General features: G+C 39.3%; 13 protein-coding genes and 1 pseudogene. 5 read left to right on the top strand and 9 right to left on the bottom strand.

Annotated elements, in window-relative coordinates:
* Positions 1 to 45: 45 nt before the first annotated feature.
* Entirely contained in the window at positions 46 to 1,386 is a 1,341-nt protein-coding gene (locus L950_RS11640; protein WP_021191812.1) for an IPT/TIG domain-containing protein, read from the bottom strand.
* Positions 1,387 to 1,850: 464 nt separating this feature from the next.
* Between L950_RS11640 and L950_RS11635 the strand changes: the two are divergent.
* The 5 genes and pseudogenes from L950_RS11635 to L950_RS11620 all read left to right on the top strand — a co-directional run.
* Positions 1,851 to 2,339, top strand: a pseudogene (locus L950_RS11635) (RNA polymerase sigma factor); the annotation flags it as partial.
* A 107-nt stretch (positions 2,340 to 2,446) separates the two neighbouring features.
* The gene (locus tag L950_RS11630) at positions 2,447 to 3,634 is read left to right on the top strand and encodes a FecR family protein (protein ID WP_021191810.1); all 1,188 of its coding nucleotides are present in this window, start codon (positions 2,447 to 2,449) and stop codon (positions 3,632 to 3,634) included.
* Positions 3,635 to 3,755: 121 nt separating this feature from the next.
* A complete protein-coding gene (locus tag L950_RS26435) occupies positions 3,756 to 4,313 on the top strand; it encodes an STN domain-containing protein (protein ID WP_052764397.1) in 558 nt (185 codons plus the stop codon).
* Entirely contained in the window at positions 4,289 to 7,009 is a 2,721-nt protein-coding gene (locus L950_RS11625; RefSeq protein ID WP_084825429.1) for a SusC/RagA family TonB-linked outer membrane protein, read from the top strand. Before L950_RS26435 ends, L950_RS11625 begins: the two co-directional genes overlap by 25 nt.
* Positions 7,010 to 7,160: 151 nt before the next feature.
* Entirely contained in the window at positions 7,161 to 8,837 is a 1,677-nt protein-coding gene (locus L950_RS11620) for a RagB/SusD family nutrient uptake outer membrane protein (RefSeq protein ID WP_031289324.1), read from the top strand.
* 160 nt (positions 8,838 to 8,997) lie between these two features.
* Here L950_RS11620 and L950_RS11615 read toward each other — a convergent pair whose 3' ends face one another.
* The 8 genes from L950_RS11615 to L950_RS11585 form a co-directional block, all read right to left on the bottom strand.
* A complete protein-coding gene (locus L950_RS11615) occupies positions 8,998 to 10,992 on the bottom strand; it encodes a RagB/SusD family nutrient uptake outer membrane protein (RefSeq protein ID WP_021191807.1) in 1,995 nt (664 codons plus the stop codon).
* Positions 10,993 to 11,218: 226 nt separating this feature from the next.
* Positions 11,219 to 14,227: a SusC/RagA family TonB-linked outer membrane protein gene (locus L950_RS11610; RefSeq protein WP_197086392.1), complete on the bottom strand. Its 3,009-nt coding sequence runs from the start codon at positions 14,225 to 14,227 to the stop codon at positions 11,219 to 11,221.
* Entirely contained in the window at positions 14,194 to 14,424 is a 231-nt protein-coding gene (locus tag L950_RS11605) for a hypothetical protein (protein WP_156169663.1), read from the bottom strand. The genes L950_RS11610 and L950_RS11605 overlap by 34 nt, the downstream gene beginning before the upstream one ends.
* 250 nt (positions 14,425 to 14,674) lie before the next feature.
* Positions 14,675 to 15,820, bottom strand: coding sequence for a FecR family protein (locus L950_RS11600; RefSeq protein ID WP_021191804.1), 1,146 nt, complete (start codon positions 15,818 to 15,820; stop codon positions 14,675 to 14,677).
* 65 nt (positions 15,821 to 15,885) lie between these two features.
* Entirely contained in the window at positions 15,886 to 16,422 is a 537-nt protein-coding gene (locus L950_RS11595; RefSeq protein WP_021191803.1) for an RNA polymerase sigma-70 factor, read from the bottom strand.
* Positions 16,423 to 16,761: 339 nt separating this feature from the next.
* Entirely contained in the window at positions 16,762 to 17,757 is a 996-nt protein-coding gene (locus L950_RS26430; protein ID WP_052764395.1) for a RagB/SusD family nutrient uptake outer membrane protein, read from the bottom strand.
* Between the two features lie 52 nt (positions 17,758 to 17,809).
* Positions 17,810 to 18,337 (bottom strand): RagB/SusD family nutrient uptake outer membrane protein, encoded by a 528-nt coding sequence (locus tag L950_RS26425; RefSeq protein WP_197086391.1) that lies wholly within the window; start codon positions 18,335 to 18,337, stop codon positions 17,810 to 17,812.
* Positions 18,338 to 18,347: 10 nt separating this feature from the next.
* Positions 18,348 to 20,860: SusC/RagA family TonB-linked outer membrane protein (locus L950_RS11585; protein ID WP_021191802.1), on the bottom strand; the 2,513-nt coding region annotated here is incomplete at its 5' end.

Raw genomic sequence — 20,860 nt, 5'->3', positions numbered from 1 at the left:
AAATCCTCTATGAACTGGGCTTTGTGAAAGGTTTCTCTTTATGTATTATTCAATGACTAATTTGCGTATTCGGGCATTACTCCAGTCTGCGATATAGATATCACCTTGCTCGTTAACTGCTACTCCCCAGGGTTGATTGAACAGTGATTCTATAGGGCCACCATCTTTATATCCTGCTGTACCGGGTTGTCCAGCTACTGTTGTGACGATATTATCGGCAGAGACCATACGGATACAATGGTTGCCATAGTCGGCGACAAACATGTTTCCATTGTTGTCAAACTTGATATCTTTTGGATAGTTGAATAGGGCATCAGCAAGTGGTCCATCTTGAAAACCACTACCTCCAGGTGCGTTAAGTCGTTTAAAACCGCCGGTCCCATTGGGATCACGAAGATCGAGAACAGAAATACCTTGTCTGAATTCTGTTGGTGTAGCATTGGAATGCAGGGTGATATAGAGCAACCAAGGTTTTGCGGGGTTAATAGCTTGACCATATTGTGATCCATACGGGCCTTGATGTACGATGGTTGCCTCTAATGTTTGCGGGTCTATTTTGGCAATCTTTCCGTCTCGGTAGCGGGTATAAAGGTAGCCGTCATAAGGACAGAACGTAACAAAATTTTTGTAACGATCGGCATCTACAATGGAATTATAATGTGCGGTGGAATATTTAACATTGCGCTGGCGCGGGTACCAGGCTTCTCGTGGATCGAACGTAAAAATGACTTCCTTGGTCGATTCATGGGCAGCTGTCAGCATTCCAGTAGCGCGATCTACTGTCAATCCGTTTGCATATAATACACGGCCGGTTGCCTCTGATTCGATCAGGGGGGTCACAATGTTTTGTTGTTCATTAATTCGAGCAACTCCAAATGTAGCGGGATTGCCTCCATCCCGCCAAGACATAAAGATATTGCCTTCAGCATCTAATTCTAGATATTTGCCATACACTTCGGCTTCGGAAAGGGGACCTGGTTTAAAGTTTTTTGTGCCATTGCCGGTTACAGTAGTGACTTGTGCTTGTGTATGATAAATAAAGGAATCTTCATAGGCAATTGAATCGCCGTCTATGACAACAGAAATGCGTGGATCGGCTCCTGGCAAGCGCGGTACGATGGCATAGATTCGGTTGCCACTGGCAGAAATAACGGAAGCTTTAGCATGATTGAAATATACGTTGATCTTACTTGGATCTTTCCCGAAATTTTCCCCATCCAAAAGGATCTTATCTCGTGCTCCACCCTCATTCGGGTAAAATGAGGTAAGAACGATCGGTTTGCTAGGGTCATGTACTTTTTCAGTTATTTCATTTTTATTATCACAACTGGATAAATAAAATAATGCCCCCAAGAGATTGGTTAACAATAAGTAGCGATTAATCATAAAATTATTATTAGTTAGTATTGTTTAGAAGTCGCAATGTTACAATACTACTGTTTCCTAATTGTTAATTCTGAATTACTAAACCGTAATGAAATTGTGGTATTGAGATTTATTAGGTAATCATCTTGAGCAAAAGCAGCTATTGGAAACCTATGCTGCTTTTTTTAACGTAAGAAATAAAGGAGGATGAACTACTGTGATTTTGAAATTTTATTAATATATTCAGCTCGTACCTGCTAATATAAAATAAAGATTAACATATTGTTATGGTTTCTTTTTGACCAAGCCTTTTATGATTTTTGATTCTAATATTTAATATTTTTGGTGCCTTGATCGAGTCGATAATACTTTATCAGTGATTTTGTAAATAATATTTTAATGAAGCAATCATCAATTATTGAATCTCTTCGTCAAGATAATGAAGACGGTTTGGTCGCAATCTATCGGTTGTACAACAGGTCGTTACTTTTTTTGCGCGTAGATATTGTTCATCTGTACAGGAAGCTGAAGAGGTTGTCTCTGAGGCGTTCTTGAAATTTTGGGAAAGAAGGCGTCAATTTGAACAGGTGGATAAGATCCGTTCTTTTTTGTATGTAGTGGTGAAAAACTTATGTTTGAACCGCAATAGGAAAAGTAGGTTTATTGTGCAAATTGATGATATAAGTGATTATGAAGAAGTGCTTGTTGAAGATTCGGATATTTTTCTGCAAATCGTCCGCACAGAGTTACTTACCCAGATATTTGAAGAGGTAAATCTGTTGCCTGAAAAGCAGAAAATGATTTTTCAGATGAGTTTTATGGAGGATCTTACTATAGAACAGATAAGTGCCAAATTGCTGATGACACCCAATGCTGTTTATGCTAATAAATCCCGCGCTTTGGCAACCCTACGCCAAAAATTAGACTTAAAGAATTCCTGTGTTTTCTTGTTCATATTTAAGGATCTATTTTAATATTGTTGTCTTTAACGTGCTTTTTACACAATTTTATTTTTGTTGTATAATTGATGTAAGGTTTTACAAATTGTTGTGTTTATATAAATAAGGACTACTAATTATATATGCAACAAATAGATCAGATCGTTTCTTTGATTAAGGATAAAGTGCATGGAACACTATCTCCGGAAAAAGAAAGGGTATTAGAAAAAATGCTGTTAAATCATCCGAGATTGCAGGAAATCCTCCAAGAATTTGATTCGGAAGAGAAAATCCTAAGTGCGGTTGCGGATTATCAGCAGATTCTTCACGTTCATACTCAGCAGCGTGAAGAGATCTTATTGGATGATCTATTGATCAAGATAAGAAAACAAGGGCACGACTCTTCAGAAACCTTAATATTTCCGATTAGGAATCGTCGCTATTTATATATTGTTGCTTCTTGTTTTTTGATATTCTTGCTTGCAGGTTATCTGATATTAGAACAGCAAAAGCCGATAAAATATCTGCACCATACTGTTATCTCTGATTTCAATCCAGGAAAGAAACGTGCTTTGTTAAGCATGAATGATGGTAAGAGTCTTGTTTTGAGCGATGCTCATGATGGCATAAGCATGATGGATGCATTAAAATATACTGACGGGACAGTGATTGCTGATGAGAACGTGATTGCGACTAAATTAATGACTCTTAGTGTTCCTAGAGGGGGAGAATATCAAGTCGTGCTTTCTGATGGGACGAAAGTGTGGCTCAATTCAGACTCGAAACTGAGTTATCCACAATCTTTTGCGAAAAATCAACGCGAGGTAACATTAACTGGTGAAGCGTATTTTGAAGTTAAAAGTGACAAAAAACGCCCTTTTATCGTGCATACGAGAGATCAGACAGTCGAAGTTTTAGGTACTCACTTTAATATTGCAGCTTATCAGGATGAGGCTGTTTCACTGGTGTCACTCGCGGAGGGTAAAATTCAGGTATCTCATGAAAACCAACCTGTTCATATTTTGATACCGGGGCAACAGGCAGCTTTTAAGGATGGACAGATAAACGTTTATCCAGTTAATATTTCGGAGTTTACTGCCTGGAAAAATGGTGAATTTATATTTAACAATGAACCGCTGTCTTCTGTTATGCAAAAATTGGCTCGCTGGTATGATGTGGAATTGGTTTTGGATAAAAAGCTCGAAAATATGAAAATCTGGGGCTCTATTACAAGAAATAGTCGTTTTAGCCATGTACTGCGATTAATTAAAATGACTGATGAAGATATTGACTATAAAATTGAAGGAAGGAGGGTAACATTCATGAAATAAATTTTACTCAGGAATGTTGAACTAAATACCGGAATAGCGCTAACTATTCCGGCAGGAAAGTTCAAGTAATGATAATCGCATATTGTAGATACTATATTTTAACTTAAACCAGTCAAAGGTAATGAAAAAAAACAATCTCGGAATGGCTAAACGATTCCATTCCCAGCACTTTAAGTACTTTGTCATGATGAAATTTTTGATCTTGTATATTTTCTGTTCCGTTGTGCAGCTTCATGCTACTTTACGTGCGCAGACCATAACGATTAAACAAAAAAATATGTCTTTTGTACATTTTCTCACGGAAATAAAAAATCAGACGGGCTATAATGTTCTATGTAAAAGTGACATCCTCAATGATGTGAAAAATTTGAATGTCGATCTGACCAATCAACCGCTAACCACTGCATTGGACAAATTGTTGGAACCTCGGAATCTCCGGTATACGATTGATGAAAAGTCTATTGTTATTCAAAGAAAGAAGATGACGGGCCGCATAAATCAAAACGGTTTCATTAAGGTGGATGCCGACCAACAGCAGGTTTTTTCGGGGCTTATTACTGATGTTGCAGGTGAAGCACTTTCGGGTGTCAGTGTTATGGTAAAAGGAAGTCCGCAAGCGGAAGCGCTTCGGATGTTGATGGCCAGTTTTCGGTCGTGGCGAATGTGGGTGACGTACTGATAATATCTTTTGTGGGATTCAAAAAGCAGGAAATTATGCTTCGTAATCAGCAGGTTTTGGAGATTAAGCTTGAACAGGAGGAAAAGCTGATGGACGAGGTCGTAGTCGTAGGCTATGGCGTGCAAAAAAAGATAAATATGACGGGTGCTGTTGCGACCTTGTCCGGGAAGGAGCTTGAAAGTAGGCCAATTACAAATGTAGGTCGCGGACTGCAGGGACAGCTTCCTGGATTGACAGTCCGAAGTCAGAATACAAGTCCGGGCAATTCTGCTCCTGAGATCCGAATCCGTGGTGTAGGTACTTGGGGAGATGCGAATCCTTTGGTAGTGATCGACGGGATACCGGGGGGCAATCTCAATATTTTAAACCCGGACGATATTGAAAACGTTTCGGTGCTCAAAGATGCTGCTTCGTCTTCTATCTATGGTGTTCGCGGAGCAAATGGAGTGATATTAATCACCACTAAAAAGGGTAAGGCGGGTACAACGAGTCTTAATTTTAATAGTTACTATGGACTCCAGACTCCTACCGCTTTACCAAATTTTTTAGGTTCTGTCGATTATATGTTGCTGCAGAATGAAGCAAACAGCAATGCTAATCAAGGACCTACTTATAGTGAAAAAGATATCGAAACGGCGCGCAACGGAACTGATCTTAATTATTTTGCAAATACCGATTGGATCGATGAAGTATATAAGAGGAATGCTGCGCAACAAAATTATAATTTGAGCCTACAGGGCGGTTCGGAAAAGAGTAGTTATTATGCTTCATATGGATACCTTGGCGAGGGTGGACTGGTAGTAGGTGATAATTTTAAAGCAGGACGTCATAATGCCCGTTTACGATTAAATACGGAACTGATCGATCGCGTCAAGATAGATGCTAACTTGGGTTACATTGACCGTGGTTATTACGGTTCTGCATCGGGTACAGGTGCACTTTCTGGTGCAACTTCGATACGTCCCTTGGTTCCAGTAAGATTTTCAAATGGAAGCTGGGGATATCATGGTGGTCAAAGTAATCCAGTCGCGGTGGCAACCGATGGCGGTACCAACCGTTTTACTTCGCAAGAAATTACAGCCAATGTCGCAGCGACGCTCAACCTGATGAAAGGTCTCGATATAAAAGGTCAATATGGTTTGGTAAAATATAATTCGAAGCGAAATACACTGCTTAAGACCATCAATTATTTTAGTCCCGATGATAATAAATTGATCTATCAGACCAATAATCCTAATAGTATCAAAATGGATCATTACGCTGGCACTTATCAAACATTCGTGGGTACCGCTAATTATATAACAACTATTCAAGATAAACATAACATCACCGGATTGTTGGGGTTTTCAGCAGAAGAGACTATTGGAAATGATTTTTGGGCTTCAAGGCAAAATCTCCCTGTTCAGGAGCTGGAATCTCTCGCGGTAGGTACGGAAAACCAGTTGAACAGTAGCTCCAGCAATCAGAATGCCCTAATGTCTTTTTTCGGAAGACTAAACTACGACTACAAAAGCAAATATCTGCTGGAAGGTAATTTTCGTCGTGATGGTTCTTCCCGCTTTCATAAGGATGTACGATGGAACTGGTTTGGATCTTTCTCTGCTGGTTGGGTATTGAGTGAAGAGCATTTCTTTGAAAAAATGAAAGGATTCTGGGATCTGGCTAAAATCCGATTCTCGTATGGTACACAAGGAAACGATAAAGTAGGACGTGATTTTCCTTATATGGCGACCTTGGCCTCTGTACAGATGACGAGTAACAACCCAATCGGTGATGAAGGACAGGTGGGCTTTAGGCAAACGTTCATTCCAAACCAATTTATTACTTGGGAATCTGCTGAAAAAACAAATTTGGGATTAGATCTTGCTTTTTTAAATAGTAGGTTAAGCCTGACTGGAGAATATTTTATTAATAATACGAATGCGATCATTTTAAATCCGCCATTACCTGATGTGATTGGTGTGGGTACTGCTTATCCTGCACAAAACTCCGGGTCAGTACAAAACAAAGGCTGGGAACTGGTTATGGGTTGGCGTGACCAAGTGGGAGATTTCAGGTATGCCGCCAATTTTAACCTTTCTGATGTGAAAAATAAGATTACCAAGCTGGAAAATTTCGCGAATAACCTTGGGGATCAAGTTCGATTGGAGGGATATCCACTGGATGCTTTTTATGGATTTGTGGCTGATCGAATTGCGCAAGAAAGTGATTTTAATCTTGTTGATGGAAAATATGTTCCTAAGTTTCCATTTCAAAAGGGTGATCTGGTAGCTCCAGGGGATTTGATTTATAAACCTGCCGATGCGGATGCGACAGAAATAACCGTATTGAAGGATCGTGTAATCTTGGGAAGTGAAATTCCACGCTATACTTACGGATTTAGAGGCGACCTAGACTATAAGGGCATTGATTTTAGCTTCTTCCTGCAAGGGGTGGGCAAGGCTGACGGATATTTGGGCGGTGCTGCGCGCCATCCTTTTATCAATAACAGTGCTATGCCACAAGATGTGCACCTGGACAGATGGACTCCAGACAACACCGATGCATCTTATCCAAGATTGGTTTATATGCGTACCCACAATACACGTTTATCGTCCAAATGGTTAGAAGATGCGGCTTACCTTAGGTTAAAAAATATACAGATCGGGTATACTTTTCCAACAGCGATGATGGAAAGATTAGAGTCTCTAAATTGAGAATATATTTCTCTGCGGATAATCTCTTCACCAAAACTAACTTCTATAAAGGTTATGATCCTGAAATACCAGCGGGTAATACGGGAGGTTATTATCCGCAAGTTAAAACGTATGTTGTCGGTCTAAATTTCAACCTTAAATAGTCTAGATCATGTTACTTCAAAAATATAAAAACAATACACTAAGAGTGATGCTTTTGCTTATAGGCATGGTTACGCTGAGCAGCTGTAATAAATTTCTGGATCGCTATCCGCAAGATGAAATCGTTGATGATACTTACTGGAAGACTCAAGAACAGTTGGAGATGGCGGTTACAGCTATCTACTCGCGCGTAAAAGCGAAGAATATTGTCGATATGGAAAATTTGGCCGAAAATACGATGTGGCCGACAACAACAGAATATAAAGATATCGGTTCTGGTGTATTTCCGGTCACTCAACCTACAGTGGATGCTGAATGGCGAAATATGTACCGCGATATCCGAGAATGTAATGTCTTTTTGGAAAAGTACAAAAATGCGGAAGAAACAACACCGGGAGCTAATGAACGACTTGCCGCAGAAGTTCGTGTGATCAGAGCTTTGGGATATAGCTTTTTGACTTCTTTTTATGGAGATATTCCTTTGTCTTTAGTACCACTGAATCCAGGTGATCCGGAGTTATATGATGCAAGAACACCGCAAGCTGAAGTGGTGGATTTCCTATTGAAGGAATTGGATGATGCGGCGGTTGTGCTTCCACAAGCAATTCCTTCGGGGGATGATTTAGGTCGTATCAGCAAAGGTACTGCACTAGCCTTAAAAGCGCGCATTGCGCTGGCGTATGGACGATATGAAATCGCTGAGAAAGCAGCTAAAGATGTTATGGATCTAGGCGTTTATAAGTTGTATACAACAGGGAATCCGAAAACTGCCTATCAAGACCTTTTTACGAGAAATGGTAAACTGGCTATGGGAAAAAATCAGGAGACACTATTTGCAAGGTTGCATAAAATGGATATTATTATGCATAATTTAAGTAGGGAGATTCACGTACCTGATCAGTTTGCTCGTTTTGTGCCGACAAAATCGCTGGTTGATTCCTACTTATCATCTGATGGTTTACCGATCGAAAAATCCCCGCTGTATAAGGATGATTCCTATGCAGATGTCTTCAAAAACAGAGATCCGAGAATGACCCAGACGATCTTAGTGCCGGGAGATAAATGGGGTGGACGTTATGATGGTAGACCGATTGCGAGCAATCCTGATCCAACGATCTTTCAAGTTCCTAAATTTAGCCAAGATGGTCGTGGATCGGTTACCACAACTGGCTATTACTATAAAAAATATGTGGAGCTATCTGCTGTTCCAAATTATAACAGAGATGATAATGATATTCATCATATTCGGTATGCAGAAGTGTTGCTAACCTATGCGGAAGCGCGGATGGAACAGGGGAAACTGACTCAGGCTGATCTTGATATCTCAATCAATTTGCTGCGTGACCGTGTTGGTATGAAACGGATGGAGCTGAGTTTTTTAGCGCAACACGGCATGGATATACGTACGGAGATCCGCAGGGAGCGACGGGTGGAACTTGCACTTGAGGGGCAAAGATACTTTGATGTACGTAGATGGAAGGAAGGAAGTCGCCTTGCTGCTGATATAGAAGGAGTGAAAGTTTCGTGGTTCCCACAATTAGCGAGTGCGGCTTACCGTAAAAATAAAGATGGGTTTTTGATCGTGCAGTGGAATCGTGCTTTTGAAAATCCTAAAAACTACCTATGGCCTGTGCCACAGACACAATGGGAAAGAAATCCAAATCTGGGACAAAATCCCGGATGGTAGAATGCTAAATTAAATCAGATCTCTTCTAAAAGTAATATGGTTTAATTACTTTAAACAAAAAGGCTGCTTAGATCATTTAAGCAGCCTTTCTTGTGTCAATAGTCTCACCATGGGGTAATACTACCATACTGCTGGTATGCAGTATGGTACTTCAGTATGTTTAATTCGTTGCTCCTTGATTGGCCATTAATGGCCAGCCTGGATTTTGGTATATACTTGACGATTCCGGTGAGCCGTCTGGTGAAGTTATGGTAAAGTGGCTCATAGCAATTGGATTTAAATAATGTGCACTGATCCATTTATACCCGTCGAGGACTAAATTGGTTGCCGCTAAGTTGATGCGGTAAGGTCTAAGATAATTGCTTTCAGACTGCAGGGAAACATTGGCTGTTTTTCCTGCAGTATTTGGCTGTATCAACGATGAAACTCCTTTTTCATCTTTATACCATTCTTGCATAGGTCCCCATATTTTCATGCCTTCAACAATATAAGGTTTTGCCGCAAGTTGGTCCAATGCTCTCCAGCGTTTTAGATCTGTAAAACGCATGCCCTCAGCGACTAATTCCAAGCGTCTTTCTCTCCGGATATTATATAAAACTTTATCCGATAATAATTGTCCTGCAGAATAAGCTCCGAAATCACCTTTTGCTTCCATATTCATATCGGTGTTATTGACCGTGTTCATATAGTCGGTGTTGACTCCAGCACGCTCCCTGATTTGCGTCCAGTATGCCTGCGCCTTAGCATTGACCGAACCATTTTTAAGGTAACTGGCTTCGATATAATTTAAGTAAGCTTCAACGGCTCTGAATACAATAGAACCGGTGGTGCTTGTTGCACCTTCGGATTGTGCAATCAGGTAATTGAACCCTTTCTTAAGGGCATAACCTGTTACATATCGAGTTTCAGCAATACCCAAAATATCCGGTTTTCCCTCTACGATATCTTGCCCATTGGTATTCTTTCGATCGGTATAGCTTAACTCTCCCGGAGCTTTCATAAAGATCTGTAAACGGTTATCGCGGTCAATCTTTACATCGCTGATTAAATTATCGCCTTTATATCCTGAATTTGCGGCATAAATCGGTAATCCATTGGCCATGGTAAAATTTTCTACTAATCCTTTTGCATATCCCGAATTCCCTGCATTTCTATTCATGTAATGGTTTACAGCATGTGTAACATTTAAGGGTAGGCTATATTGTCTCCAAAGAAGCACTTCACTATAGGCATTTAGGTCAAAATCACCAAACATCTTGAAGTAAGGATTATTGGATGAATTAAAGCCATTATCTTTTGTATTGTTAACTAATGCTACTCCATCTGCTACCAACTGCGCAGACTCCATGGCCTGTGTCAGGAAGTAGTCGATTTCCTGATCGATGTTCATGGCGAAATTAGGATTTGATTTTGCTCCTGGCCATCCCGGTCCGCCGGGTACTAAAGCAGTTCCTTTATGGTATTTCAACCAGGTAGCTTCATGCAGTGCCACACGGGATTTTAACAATAGTGCTGCATTTTTGGTGATCCGAGTTTTTCCGGAAGCAGTTGTTGTACTGAGTAAAGTAGCCGCTGAATCCAGATCTGCGATGATAAAACGGGCAACTTCGTTTCGCGGTTTACGAGTAGAAATGACGGTTAATTCCTCCAGATTATCTTTTACGGTATTTTTTAAGATGGGGAAATCTCCCAATGCCTGTACTTTGTTGAAGTATTCATAAGCCCGTAAGAAATAGGCTTCACCGATGTAATGCTCAATATTGAGCTTATTGCCGGTTATGCTGTTACTTTTCCATTTGGGAAGTACCGATTCGAGGAAATAATTGACCTGACGGATATTCGTAAAATCCCAGTCTCCACCTGTAGCGCCTACTCGCCATTCGCCAGGTACCCAACGTGTCGCATAGCCCGAAGTCACTTGATTGTCTGTCCCGTTATCATTAGCAAATGTACCCAATCCCCAACCTCCATGTGTTGGGAAATTGTAACGGGTAATGGTATATGCAGCGAGATCAGCTTCTGTATTTAAGTACTCTGAGGGTGTTACATCGGACAAAGGTGCTCTATCCAAATATTTATTACAGGATAATAATGTACTAAAGGCAAGTACCGCTGCGCAGAGTTGTTGTATCTTATTTATATAGCTCTTTTTCATTATTCAAATCATTAAAAATTCACACTTAATCCAAAAGAATAGATGGTTGAGAACGGGTACGATTTACCATCGTTCCATCCTCCTAAACCTACCGTCTCCGGGTCAAATACTTTTGCCATTTTTGTAAATGTCAATAGATTCTCTCCGGAAGCATATACACGGATTTTTGACAGTCCGATCTTTGATAATAAAGCAGGGTTGAAGGTATAGCCGAGCTGCGCATTTTTTAACCGTAGATAAGCGGCATTCTGTATATATCGTGTCTGGGTCTGCTGGTTCTTTTGGGTGTTGAAATAAGGTCTTGGTAGGTAGCATCGGTGTTGATCCCCAGCACACCGTTCTGTACCATCACTGAATTCTCGTCCCTAAAGAAATCCATGTTTTCCTGGAAACCTGCCGATTGCCACATACCGCCATTGGCACCCCAGAAATAAGGTCCGTTGGGCACGTGATCCCGTTTTCCAATTCCCTGAAGAAATACCCTAACGTCAAATCCTTTATAATTGGCAGTAAGATCTAAACTGTATCTAAAGCGGGGTAGGCTATTGCCGATAATGCTCATATCACCAGGATTGGCCAAGGTACTTGCTCCATTATTTACCTGTCCATCTCCATTTTTATCCAAATACATAACATCTCCTGCTTGCCATTTGGTAGCGAAAGATTGTTTGGTATTGGCAATATGTGCATCCATCTGCTCCTGAGTCTGTGCGATACCTAGCGTTGTGTAACCCCAGATCTCTCCGTTCTTTTTACCGTTGTACCATTGGGTAAAATTTCCGGTTGAATTAGGGTATTTGGTGATGGTCTGTTGATCGTCTGATAATACAGCACGTACGCCATAGTTGAAATCTCCGATATCGTCTTTCCATGAAAGTTCAACTTCAAACCCTTTAGAGTACATTTCTGAATTATTGATGCGAGGTACCGCTGTTCCTAAAATCGCAGGTAGATCGGGTGCTGGACCAATCATGTCATAGGTATTTCTTTTATAGAGATCAAATGCGAGTCCTAAGCGATTGTTGAGAGCCGCGACATCCAATCCCAGATTCCAGCTGGAAACACGTTCCCAGGTTAAAGAAGAGGAGATTAAATTTGGAGCACTTGCCGAATTTGGTTTCACACCATTGAGTAACCAGCTACCCTGTCCAGCTGTAACCGGCATGATGGAATAGAAAGGATACCAGTTGTCTGTTCCTTGATTCCCTAGTTCTCCATATGATCCTCTAAGTTTGAATAAGGATATTTCAGATTTTAGAGGCCAGAAGGCTTCGTTGGAGATATTCCAGCCTGCAGAAAATGAAGGGAAGAGATTCCATCTTAGGTCTTTCGGAAATCGGGATGAACCATCATAACGGGCATTTAATTCCAAGAGGTAACGGTCTTTATAGCTATAATTGACCCGGCTAAAAAATCCTGCAATAGCCCAGTGCTGATACCCACCATTGGTTTTCGGATCTAATGTTGCGGTATTTAACGTAGGGATATCGTCTGTGATCAAACCACTCATATTACCGCTTAGCGTTCTGTACTTATTCAATTCTGAATTGAATCCTGCCAGAACTGTAAACTGGTGGTCTTCGGCAATATTGAAACTATAGTCTGAAAATAAATTGGTACTGAAGTATTCATCTTTTCGAGCAGTTTCCCCGACACTGGTTCCGCCAGCACTGTTGTATCCGACCGGAACAAGGAAAGGTTCTTTGTTTACTGCATAAGCATAAGCTTTTAAGATTTCCCCGTGATCATTCCTATTGGTGATTCTGTAATTGACATTACCGGTGATATTCCAACCTTTGACCGGTTGATATTTTAACTGGATCTGCTGATATAAAAAGTCTTTTTGGTAGTTGGTACGTCCTCCGTCCAGTAATTGATTTATTTCTGAAGGTTCTGAAAAGAATCCATTATCATCGCGTACAGGAACGGTTGGCCAGCGTCGGGCTATATTATGATAATAAAGGTCATTCATATGCGTTGCTTTATCAAAATCTTCTCTTACAAACCGGGTATTTGTTAATAGATCTAGCTTATCGGAAATTTTGATATCTAATTTTGTAGCAAATGAAAAACGTTTGAAATTATCGTTTGCATATTTATTTAAACCATCCTGATCCATATAATTCAGTGAAGAATAATATTTAACACGGTCTGATCCACCGTTCACACTCATGGTATGTTCATGTGAAGTGGAGAAGTTTTTATAAAATTCTTCAAACCAGTTGGTATTGGCGTTCGATCCGGTATAGTACTGCCATTTTCCATCTGCACCCGCTGTGGAGACGGTACTGATTTCTCCATTTTGATAGGCAATGATTTTATCAAGGACAGTTTGTGAAAATTTGGCCGCTTCGCCATCATTCGCTGCGACTTCATTGTAATAGTAAGCAAATGTTTTAGAATCCAGCATGGTTGGTAAACCTCGTGGTGCACTTAACCTGATATTGTTGTTGTAATTGACCACCGGTTTTCCGATTTTCCCTGCCTTTGTTGTAATTAAAATAACACCGAAAGGAGCTCTAGAGCCATATATAGCGGCTGAAGCGGCATCTTTTAAAACGGATATATTTTCGATATCCTGAGGATTTAGCGCATTCATATCGCCCTCCATTCCATCGATCAATACCAATACAGATGAAGAGGAACCAACACCGATTGTACCTGCTCCGCGTATATTGACACTCATGGTTTGGTTAAGTTCGCCACCTAGACCGGCAGTTTGCAGATTTAGTCCCGGTACCATTCCTTGTAGGGCCTGTCCTAAGTTTTGCACAGGTCTGGACTCAAGTTGCTTTGCGCTGACCGTAGAGACGGAACCCGTCAAATTTATTTTTTTCTGTGTGCCATAGCCAACGACGACAACTTCGTCCATGGCAGAAGCGTCCTCCTCCAGAGTGATACTCATCTGCGCTGAAGCGATATTTTCGATTGTTTTAAAGCCTACATAACTAAAAATTAAGGTTGATCTGGAATCTTTTACGGTTAAGGTGAATGTGCCATTTTCATTTGTAGTTGTACCATTATTTGTCCCTTTTTCTCTGATGCTTACTCCCGATAAAGGACTGTTGCCAGATTTATAGACTTTACCGTAAACAACCAATTGTGTTTGTACAGGTTCTACGATCACGGTTTTGACGGTTTCCAATTTAGGCTTTATCAAAATTGTATTGCCGTTCCATTCGTAATCAAAGGGCTGTTCTGCTAATACCAGTTCCAGGGTACGTTGTAACGGCAATCTTTTATATCTACAGAAACAGGTTTTGCTTTGCCGATTAATTCTGTATTATAGACCATCCTGATTCCTGTCTGTTTTCGAATACTGACGAGTACTTCTTTTAAGCGGGCTTCTTTTACGCTTAAGCTTATTTCTTGGGACAATACATTGGCGGAAACCTGTAAGCTCACAATAATAAGGAAAGTTGTTATTTTCATTTTTAGGAAAAAACCATTACATAAGATTGCAGGGATTTCCTTCAAAAAAATGAAAAATAATTCCCTACAATGCATCATTTTATTTATACATTTGTTCATTAGGTGATTGATTAGTAATACTTTAAGTTTATTTGGTTACCTTTTAATTGGTTCAGTTGCATGGCGGTGCAACTGGATTTTTTTGTTTTTAGATATTTGTTTAGTTGTTTTTTATCATAGGCATATTTTTAAGTAGGTTTTGAATGGATAATTATTTTTCAACTTTTATCGTATTTTGCTCGAATTGGAATTTGACCGGTCCTGTCTTTTCCAGCATTTTCAATACATCTGAAAGTCGTACTTGCTTGGATAATTGTAGTGTATAGCGTGTTCTTGGAAGTGAATTATAATCCACTTTTACATCATACCATCTTGCAATGACACGTAATATGGACGCTAGTTCTTGATCTTCAAATAGAAAATCACCATTTTTCCAAGCCATAACAGATTCTATATCGGCTATGCTCTGTTTTGATAGGCCAGAATGATGATCGGTCGTTACTTTAAAATTGGGCCTCATGAGAATGGTTTTTTCATCTTTTCCATGTAATGATCGAAGTGTAATTTGCCCCTCTAGCAGGGTAGTTTCTGAATAGCTTTCATCTTCATAAGCATTTACATTAAAATGGGTCCCTAAAACCTGGATTTCCTGCATGCCGTGCTGCACAGTAAATGGAACTTTTTTCTTTGCCACTTCAAAGTATGCCTCTCCCTGCAGCTGTACTTTTCTTTGGTGGCTAAAATCTAAATTGTACGAGAGAGAAGATGCTGAATTTAACCAGACATGTGTTCCGTCTGGAAGTAAAACTTCATATTTGCCCCCACGAGGTGTTTCTATGCTATTGGTACCTTTCAATCCTTTTGCTTTTGTATCCGCAATGATATACAGGAGCTGGCCATCATGATTGCTTTTCACCGTCAAACCTTTTTCTTTTAACAATGTCAGATTACTGCTATTGCTATCATCAAGTGAAATAGTGGTTCCATCCGCAAGTCTTAAGATGGCTTTATTCGTTCCTGGCATGATCTGTTCAGCTTGTTGAGACAGGTCTACTTTGGAAGTATTTTCAAGCTTTTGATTGAAATAAAGCATTCCAGTAATGCTCAGCATGATTATTACTGCCGCAGCTACCGGAAACCATCGTTTCCAATTTATAAATCTGCTCTTTTGAAAATGGATTTGATTTTCAATCTTGGATAAAATCGCCAATCGGCGCTCATCTGTAAAGAATGCTTCGTCCAATTCTTTTCCCTTACCATAGGTCTCATGAAATCTGGACAATAGCTGTTCTTCTTCGAAAGATGTTTCACCTGCGAGATACCTATCCAGTAATGCTAGAATTTCTTTTTGTGTCAAATTTATGGTTATATGTATATATGAGTAAAAGGGATGATCTATCCCTAGGCAAAAATTGATTTTTTTTAAGGATGGAGTAGAAGAACCATAAATAACTCCACGCTGAGGGTTTTTCCCAGATTACTCCTTAAGAATAGTAGCGCATTTGATATATGATATTCAACTGTTTTCGTGCTAATGGCCAATTTTTCAGCAATTTCTTTATGTGAAAGATGCTCCAGACGGCTTAACTTAAAAACTTCTTGGCAACGGGAGGGAAGTGCATCGATGATCTGATTGATCTGTTGATCGAGTTCCTTATATTCCAATAGTTCTTGATTGCTATCGGTGCTCAGCGTATCCATAAAATTTACAATATCTTCTGTAATAGTATTACGTCTCAATTGTCTCAGTACCTCATAACGTACAGATGCGTATAAATATGATTTTAAAGATATTTTAATGAACAGTTTTGAACGGATTTCCCAGAGGTTAACAAATACTTCCTGAATGGCATCTTCGCATTTGTCATGGTCCTGCAATATACGGTAACTGGATTGGTATAAGTTTTTCCAGTACTTATTGTATATAGCGGTAAGTGCTGAATGGTCATTATCCCTCAACTTATCAATAGCTCGTCATCCCCAAATTGAGTGTTTTTCATAAAGCGGTTTTCTAGATACCCAATATATGTAGTATTTTTATAAATCACAAATTATGTAGTACATAATATATGGTTTTCACTCTTGTTATTGCTTTGAAAATTAGTTTTTTATAGGTATGCATGTGGCGAGTGTTAACGCTGTTTTGCGGATCGGATTTATTGAGTTTAAATTTATTTGTAGTAATAGTCTTTTACAATAATGATAAGATTAGATATAAATCTTTCGGTTCGAAAATGCAAAAAAAGACTGCCCCCACATAAGTAGAGGCAGCCTTTCTTGTAATTGATAAATGCTTATTTAATAATTTTTATTTTGAACTAAACTTCCTTTTCCTGCATCAATGGCACTTTGTGGTATCGGCCAAAGTTCATTTTTACCAGCAGTAAACGTTCTTTTTTCCACCAGGAATCTATCGGTTAAATTTGTAAAAGTAACTTCACCTGTAGTCGAATTAACTGATCCTTTAGATAAACTTCCATAAACAGTTGTATTCATTACATCTTGGGCAATACCCCAACGTATAATGTCAAATCTACGTCTGCCTTCACCTGCTAATTCAACTCTAAATTCACGCCTAACCAGCTCTCTTAGCTTAGCTTGAGAGGCATATTCGGATTCATTTACTTTTGGTAAACCTGCTCTTATTCTTACCTTGTTCAGTTGATCATAAACTGTAGCATTTATTTGATTTAGTTCAATTTTAGCTTCAGCATTTAGCAGTAAAATCTCCGCATATCTTTGTACAATAATATTCACGCCTACATTCCACACATTACTATAAGATGAAGGGTTTTGAAGATATTTACGGTAATTATATCCTGAATTAGATGCGTTATCTGCACTTGCTGGGTGATCTTTGGTATCGCCTAATGGGTCGAAGTATTTTCCAGCATACAATGCTCCAGGGTATACAATAGTAGCAGCTAGTCTTGGATCTCTATTATCATATGGTTTGGCAGGGTTGTAAGTCGTAGAGGAAGCAATGGTTTTTCCGTCTTTCGTTTCATATGCGTCCACAAGATTTTGGACAGGAATAATTGAACTCCAACCCCCGATGGTATTCGGCATCATAATACCTAGCTCAGTATAACCAAATGTATTTTCTATATATTGGATATCTGAAATGACTTCTAAGTTATTTTCGTTAGCGGCCTCAAACAGATTAGCATAGTCATTAAATAATTGATAATGGTTGAAATCTATGATTTGTTGAGTTGCCTTCAAAACATCAGCATGTTTATTCTGAAAAGCATATGTTCTAGCTAAAAAACCTAAGGCTGCCCCTTTTGTCATTCTTCCTTTTTCTGCTTGAACGACAGGTAGATCTGCTGCTGCAGCTATTAATTCATCTTCGATAAATTTGAATACTTCTGCTCGGGTTAGCTGGAACGGCAGAATCTTCTATGGCTAAGGTTTTGGTTATTAAGGGCACATCTCCGAAAAGAATGGCTAAATCTAAGTATCGATAAGCGCGCAGTGTTTTTACTTCTGCTGTTAATCTTTTCTTCAAATCAGCAGCAATTGGAGCTTTATCAATATTCTCTAAAATCCAGTTTGCTCTCCTAATATGTGTGTAGGTGAATCTTGAACTCGCATTACCTGGGTTTGTCGGGTTGAATGATCCATTACCGATTTGTTGAAAGCCTTCGTGTGAAAAATCATTATGTGAATTGTCTGAGGCACAATCCATGTAAAAGATCTGGCTGCCGGACTCCCATCCATTATATAATCCCGTTACTGCAAAAAGTGTTTCTTTTTCTGACGTCCAAAACGTTTTTTCACTTAATCGGTCTAATGGCTGTTGGTCTAATGACTCGCAAGAAGCTAACCCTAAGGCACATGCCAATATGATGTATTTATATTTACGTAACATTTTTTTTCTTTTAAAAGTTAACATTCAAACCAAAAATATTGGTCTTTACCTGTGGGTAATAATTTCCTCTTGAATCTGCTGGTGCTTCTGGATCAAATCCGTTGGCAAATCCTGTAATTGTCAATAAGTTTTGACCACTGTAGTATACTTTCGCTCCTTTGATACCAATTTTGTTCAATACACTTTGTGGTATATTGTATCCTAATGTGATATTTTTTAAGCGGACATAGCTTGCATTTTGAACCCAAAAATCGGAAGGATTAGTAGATGCTGAATTTTGACTCCAAGAGGTTAACGCTCGAGGCATAGAACCATTTGGATTATTGACAATATGGAAACGGTCGGCATAAATTTCTGTTGGTTTATCCGAACCGGTAATGCTACCTAAGGCTTCACCCCAGAGGTATCCTTTTACATCAGCAGCGCCTTGCCAAAACATATTAAGATCAAAATTTTTGTATGAGAAATTAGTTGTAAGGCCGAAAATGAATTTTGGATCAGGGGAGCCTAGATAAACACGGTCATTACCATCGATTTTACCATCACCGTTTTGATCTTTATAGATTAAATCTCCAGCGCCAACATCTCCTGTGACACCTGTAACTTTGGAATTAATATACTCTTCATCGGAACGGTAAATGCCCAATGTCTCATAACCATAAAATGAACGAAGTGGTAAACCACGATCGCGGACATAAAATGTAGAATGTGGCTCTGCGGCATCTGATTTCCACTCTAGGATCTCATTCTTAATGTAAGATGCATTTGCACCAATGTCAAATTTAAACTCTCCAGCTCTATTAGCATAATTTGCTTGAACTTCTAAACCTCTATTTCTAACTTTTCCTGCATTTTGAGTCGGAGAAGGAAGTCCAAATTGAATTGGTATAGGTAAAGTTGTATACAAACGATCGGTCGTGCGATTGAAATAATCGATTACAAAACTCCAGTTGTTTTTAAAGTTTAAATCTAAACCGATATTGGAACTTACTGATCTTTCCCAAAGCAAAGCTGGATTTGCTGCAACAGAAACGGTACCTCCAGACGATAAGGCATTGCCAAATGCATAGTTAAAGCCAGAGTTGATGGTGTAAATACCTGGATACCACTCGTCATTGGTAGGATAAGCGTTTTCACCTACGCCAGTTAAGGTTTGATTACCTAAAATACCCCATCCACCTCTAAGTTTTAATTCAGATATGGAATTTGCTAAACCTGAATTCTGAAAGAAATTTTCCTGTGCTATTCGCCATCCTGCAGAGAATGATGGGAATGTGTTCCACTGATTGCTACTGACAAATCTGGATGAGCCATCTCGTCTCACATTGGCTTCAAATAAATATTTATCAGCAAATACATAATTTATACGACCAAAATAGGATCTTAAAATCAATTTTTTAGCTCCACCATTTGCCACTTGTCCAGAGGGGTCTCCTAGAACTAATTCTTGTAATTCAGTTCCTAAAAAATTTTGACGGTATGCACTTGAAAAATCGGCACGTCTTGTTTCGTCCATAAAACCACCTAAGACATTAAGTTGATGCTTACCAAAAGTCTTGTCATAGGTTAGTAAGGATTGAAGCGTTAATAATTCTTCTTGATTGTTATAAACCGTTAAGTTATTTACACCTTGTTTTTGACTTGGTAAACCTGTGGTGTTATCATAGAATTGAATTTCCTTTACAAATTTTGAGGACATATTATCTCTAGGCTGGAAACTCACGACCTGCTTAAATTTCAGTCCTTCTACGATTTGATACTCAGCGGATACATTGATGTTGGCATGTTTATAGATCATGGCATCAGTTGATTTCATATCTAACCAGGCAATGGGATTTCCATCACCGTAATAGCCATAATATCCATTGGAGTATTTATAGGGAATGAAAGAAGGTATCCGATTGGCCTGCCTAAAAATTTGAGCCATATCTCCTGTATATGGATTTACAGGTTCATTGATCCGTTGATAGTTGTAGGATAAACCTAAATTCATCGAAAGCTTTGATGTAATTTTAGCTCCTAGATTTGTTCTAAAGTTATAACGGTCTGATTTAGCGACATCAATAACACCTTTCTGATCCATGAAACCCAAAGAAGCCATGTAATTTACCTTTTCGGTAGCACCAGAATACTGCAGATTGTGTGACTGCTGTAGACCGCTTCCAGAATATAATAAATCTAACCAATCGGTATCGGGGTATTTATCGGGATTAGATTTATTTTTGAATCCTTCTAAGTCTGCTTCTGAAAATCGTAGTGCTAACTTTTGATTCGCCAAGGCTTCATTCAAGATAACAGCATGATCGTATGATCGCATGTATTTAGGTAAGCGTGTCGGATCTTGCCAGCCAGCATAACCGGTATAGGTTAATTGCGGATCGCCCATTTCCTTTTTGTCGTGATCAAACAACCCATTGGCGGCTTTAGATCCATAAATGGCAGCACTAGGGCCATCTTTAAGGACAGAGATGTTTTCAATATCATTGGATTGACTGTTGTTCATGGAGCTCTCCACACCATCTA

This window comes from Sphingobacterium sp. IITKGP-BTPF85, assembly GCF_001006065.1.
GTDB lineage: Bacteria > Bacteroidota > Bacteroidia > Sphingobacteriales > Sphingobacteriaceae > Sphingobacterium > Sphingobacterium anhuiense.
This window is presented reverse-complemented; position numbering and strand designations above follow the sequence as displayed.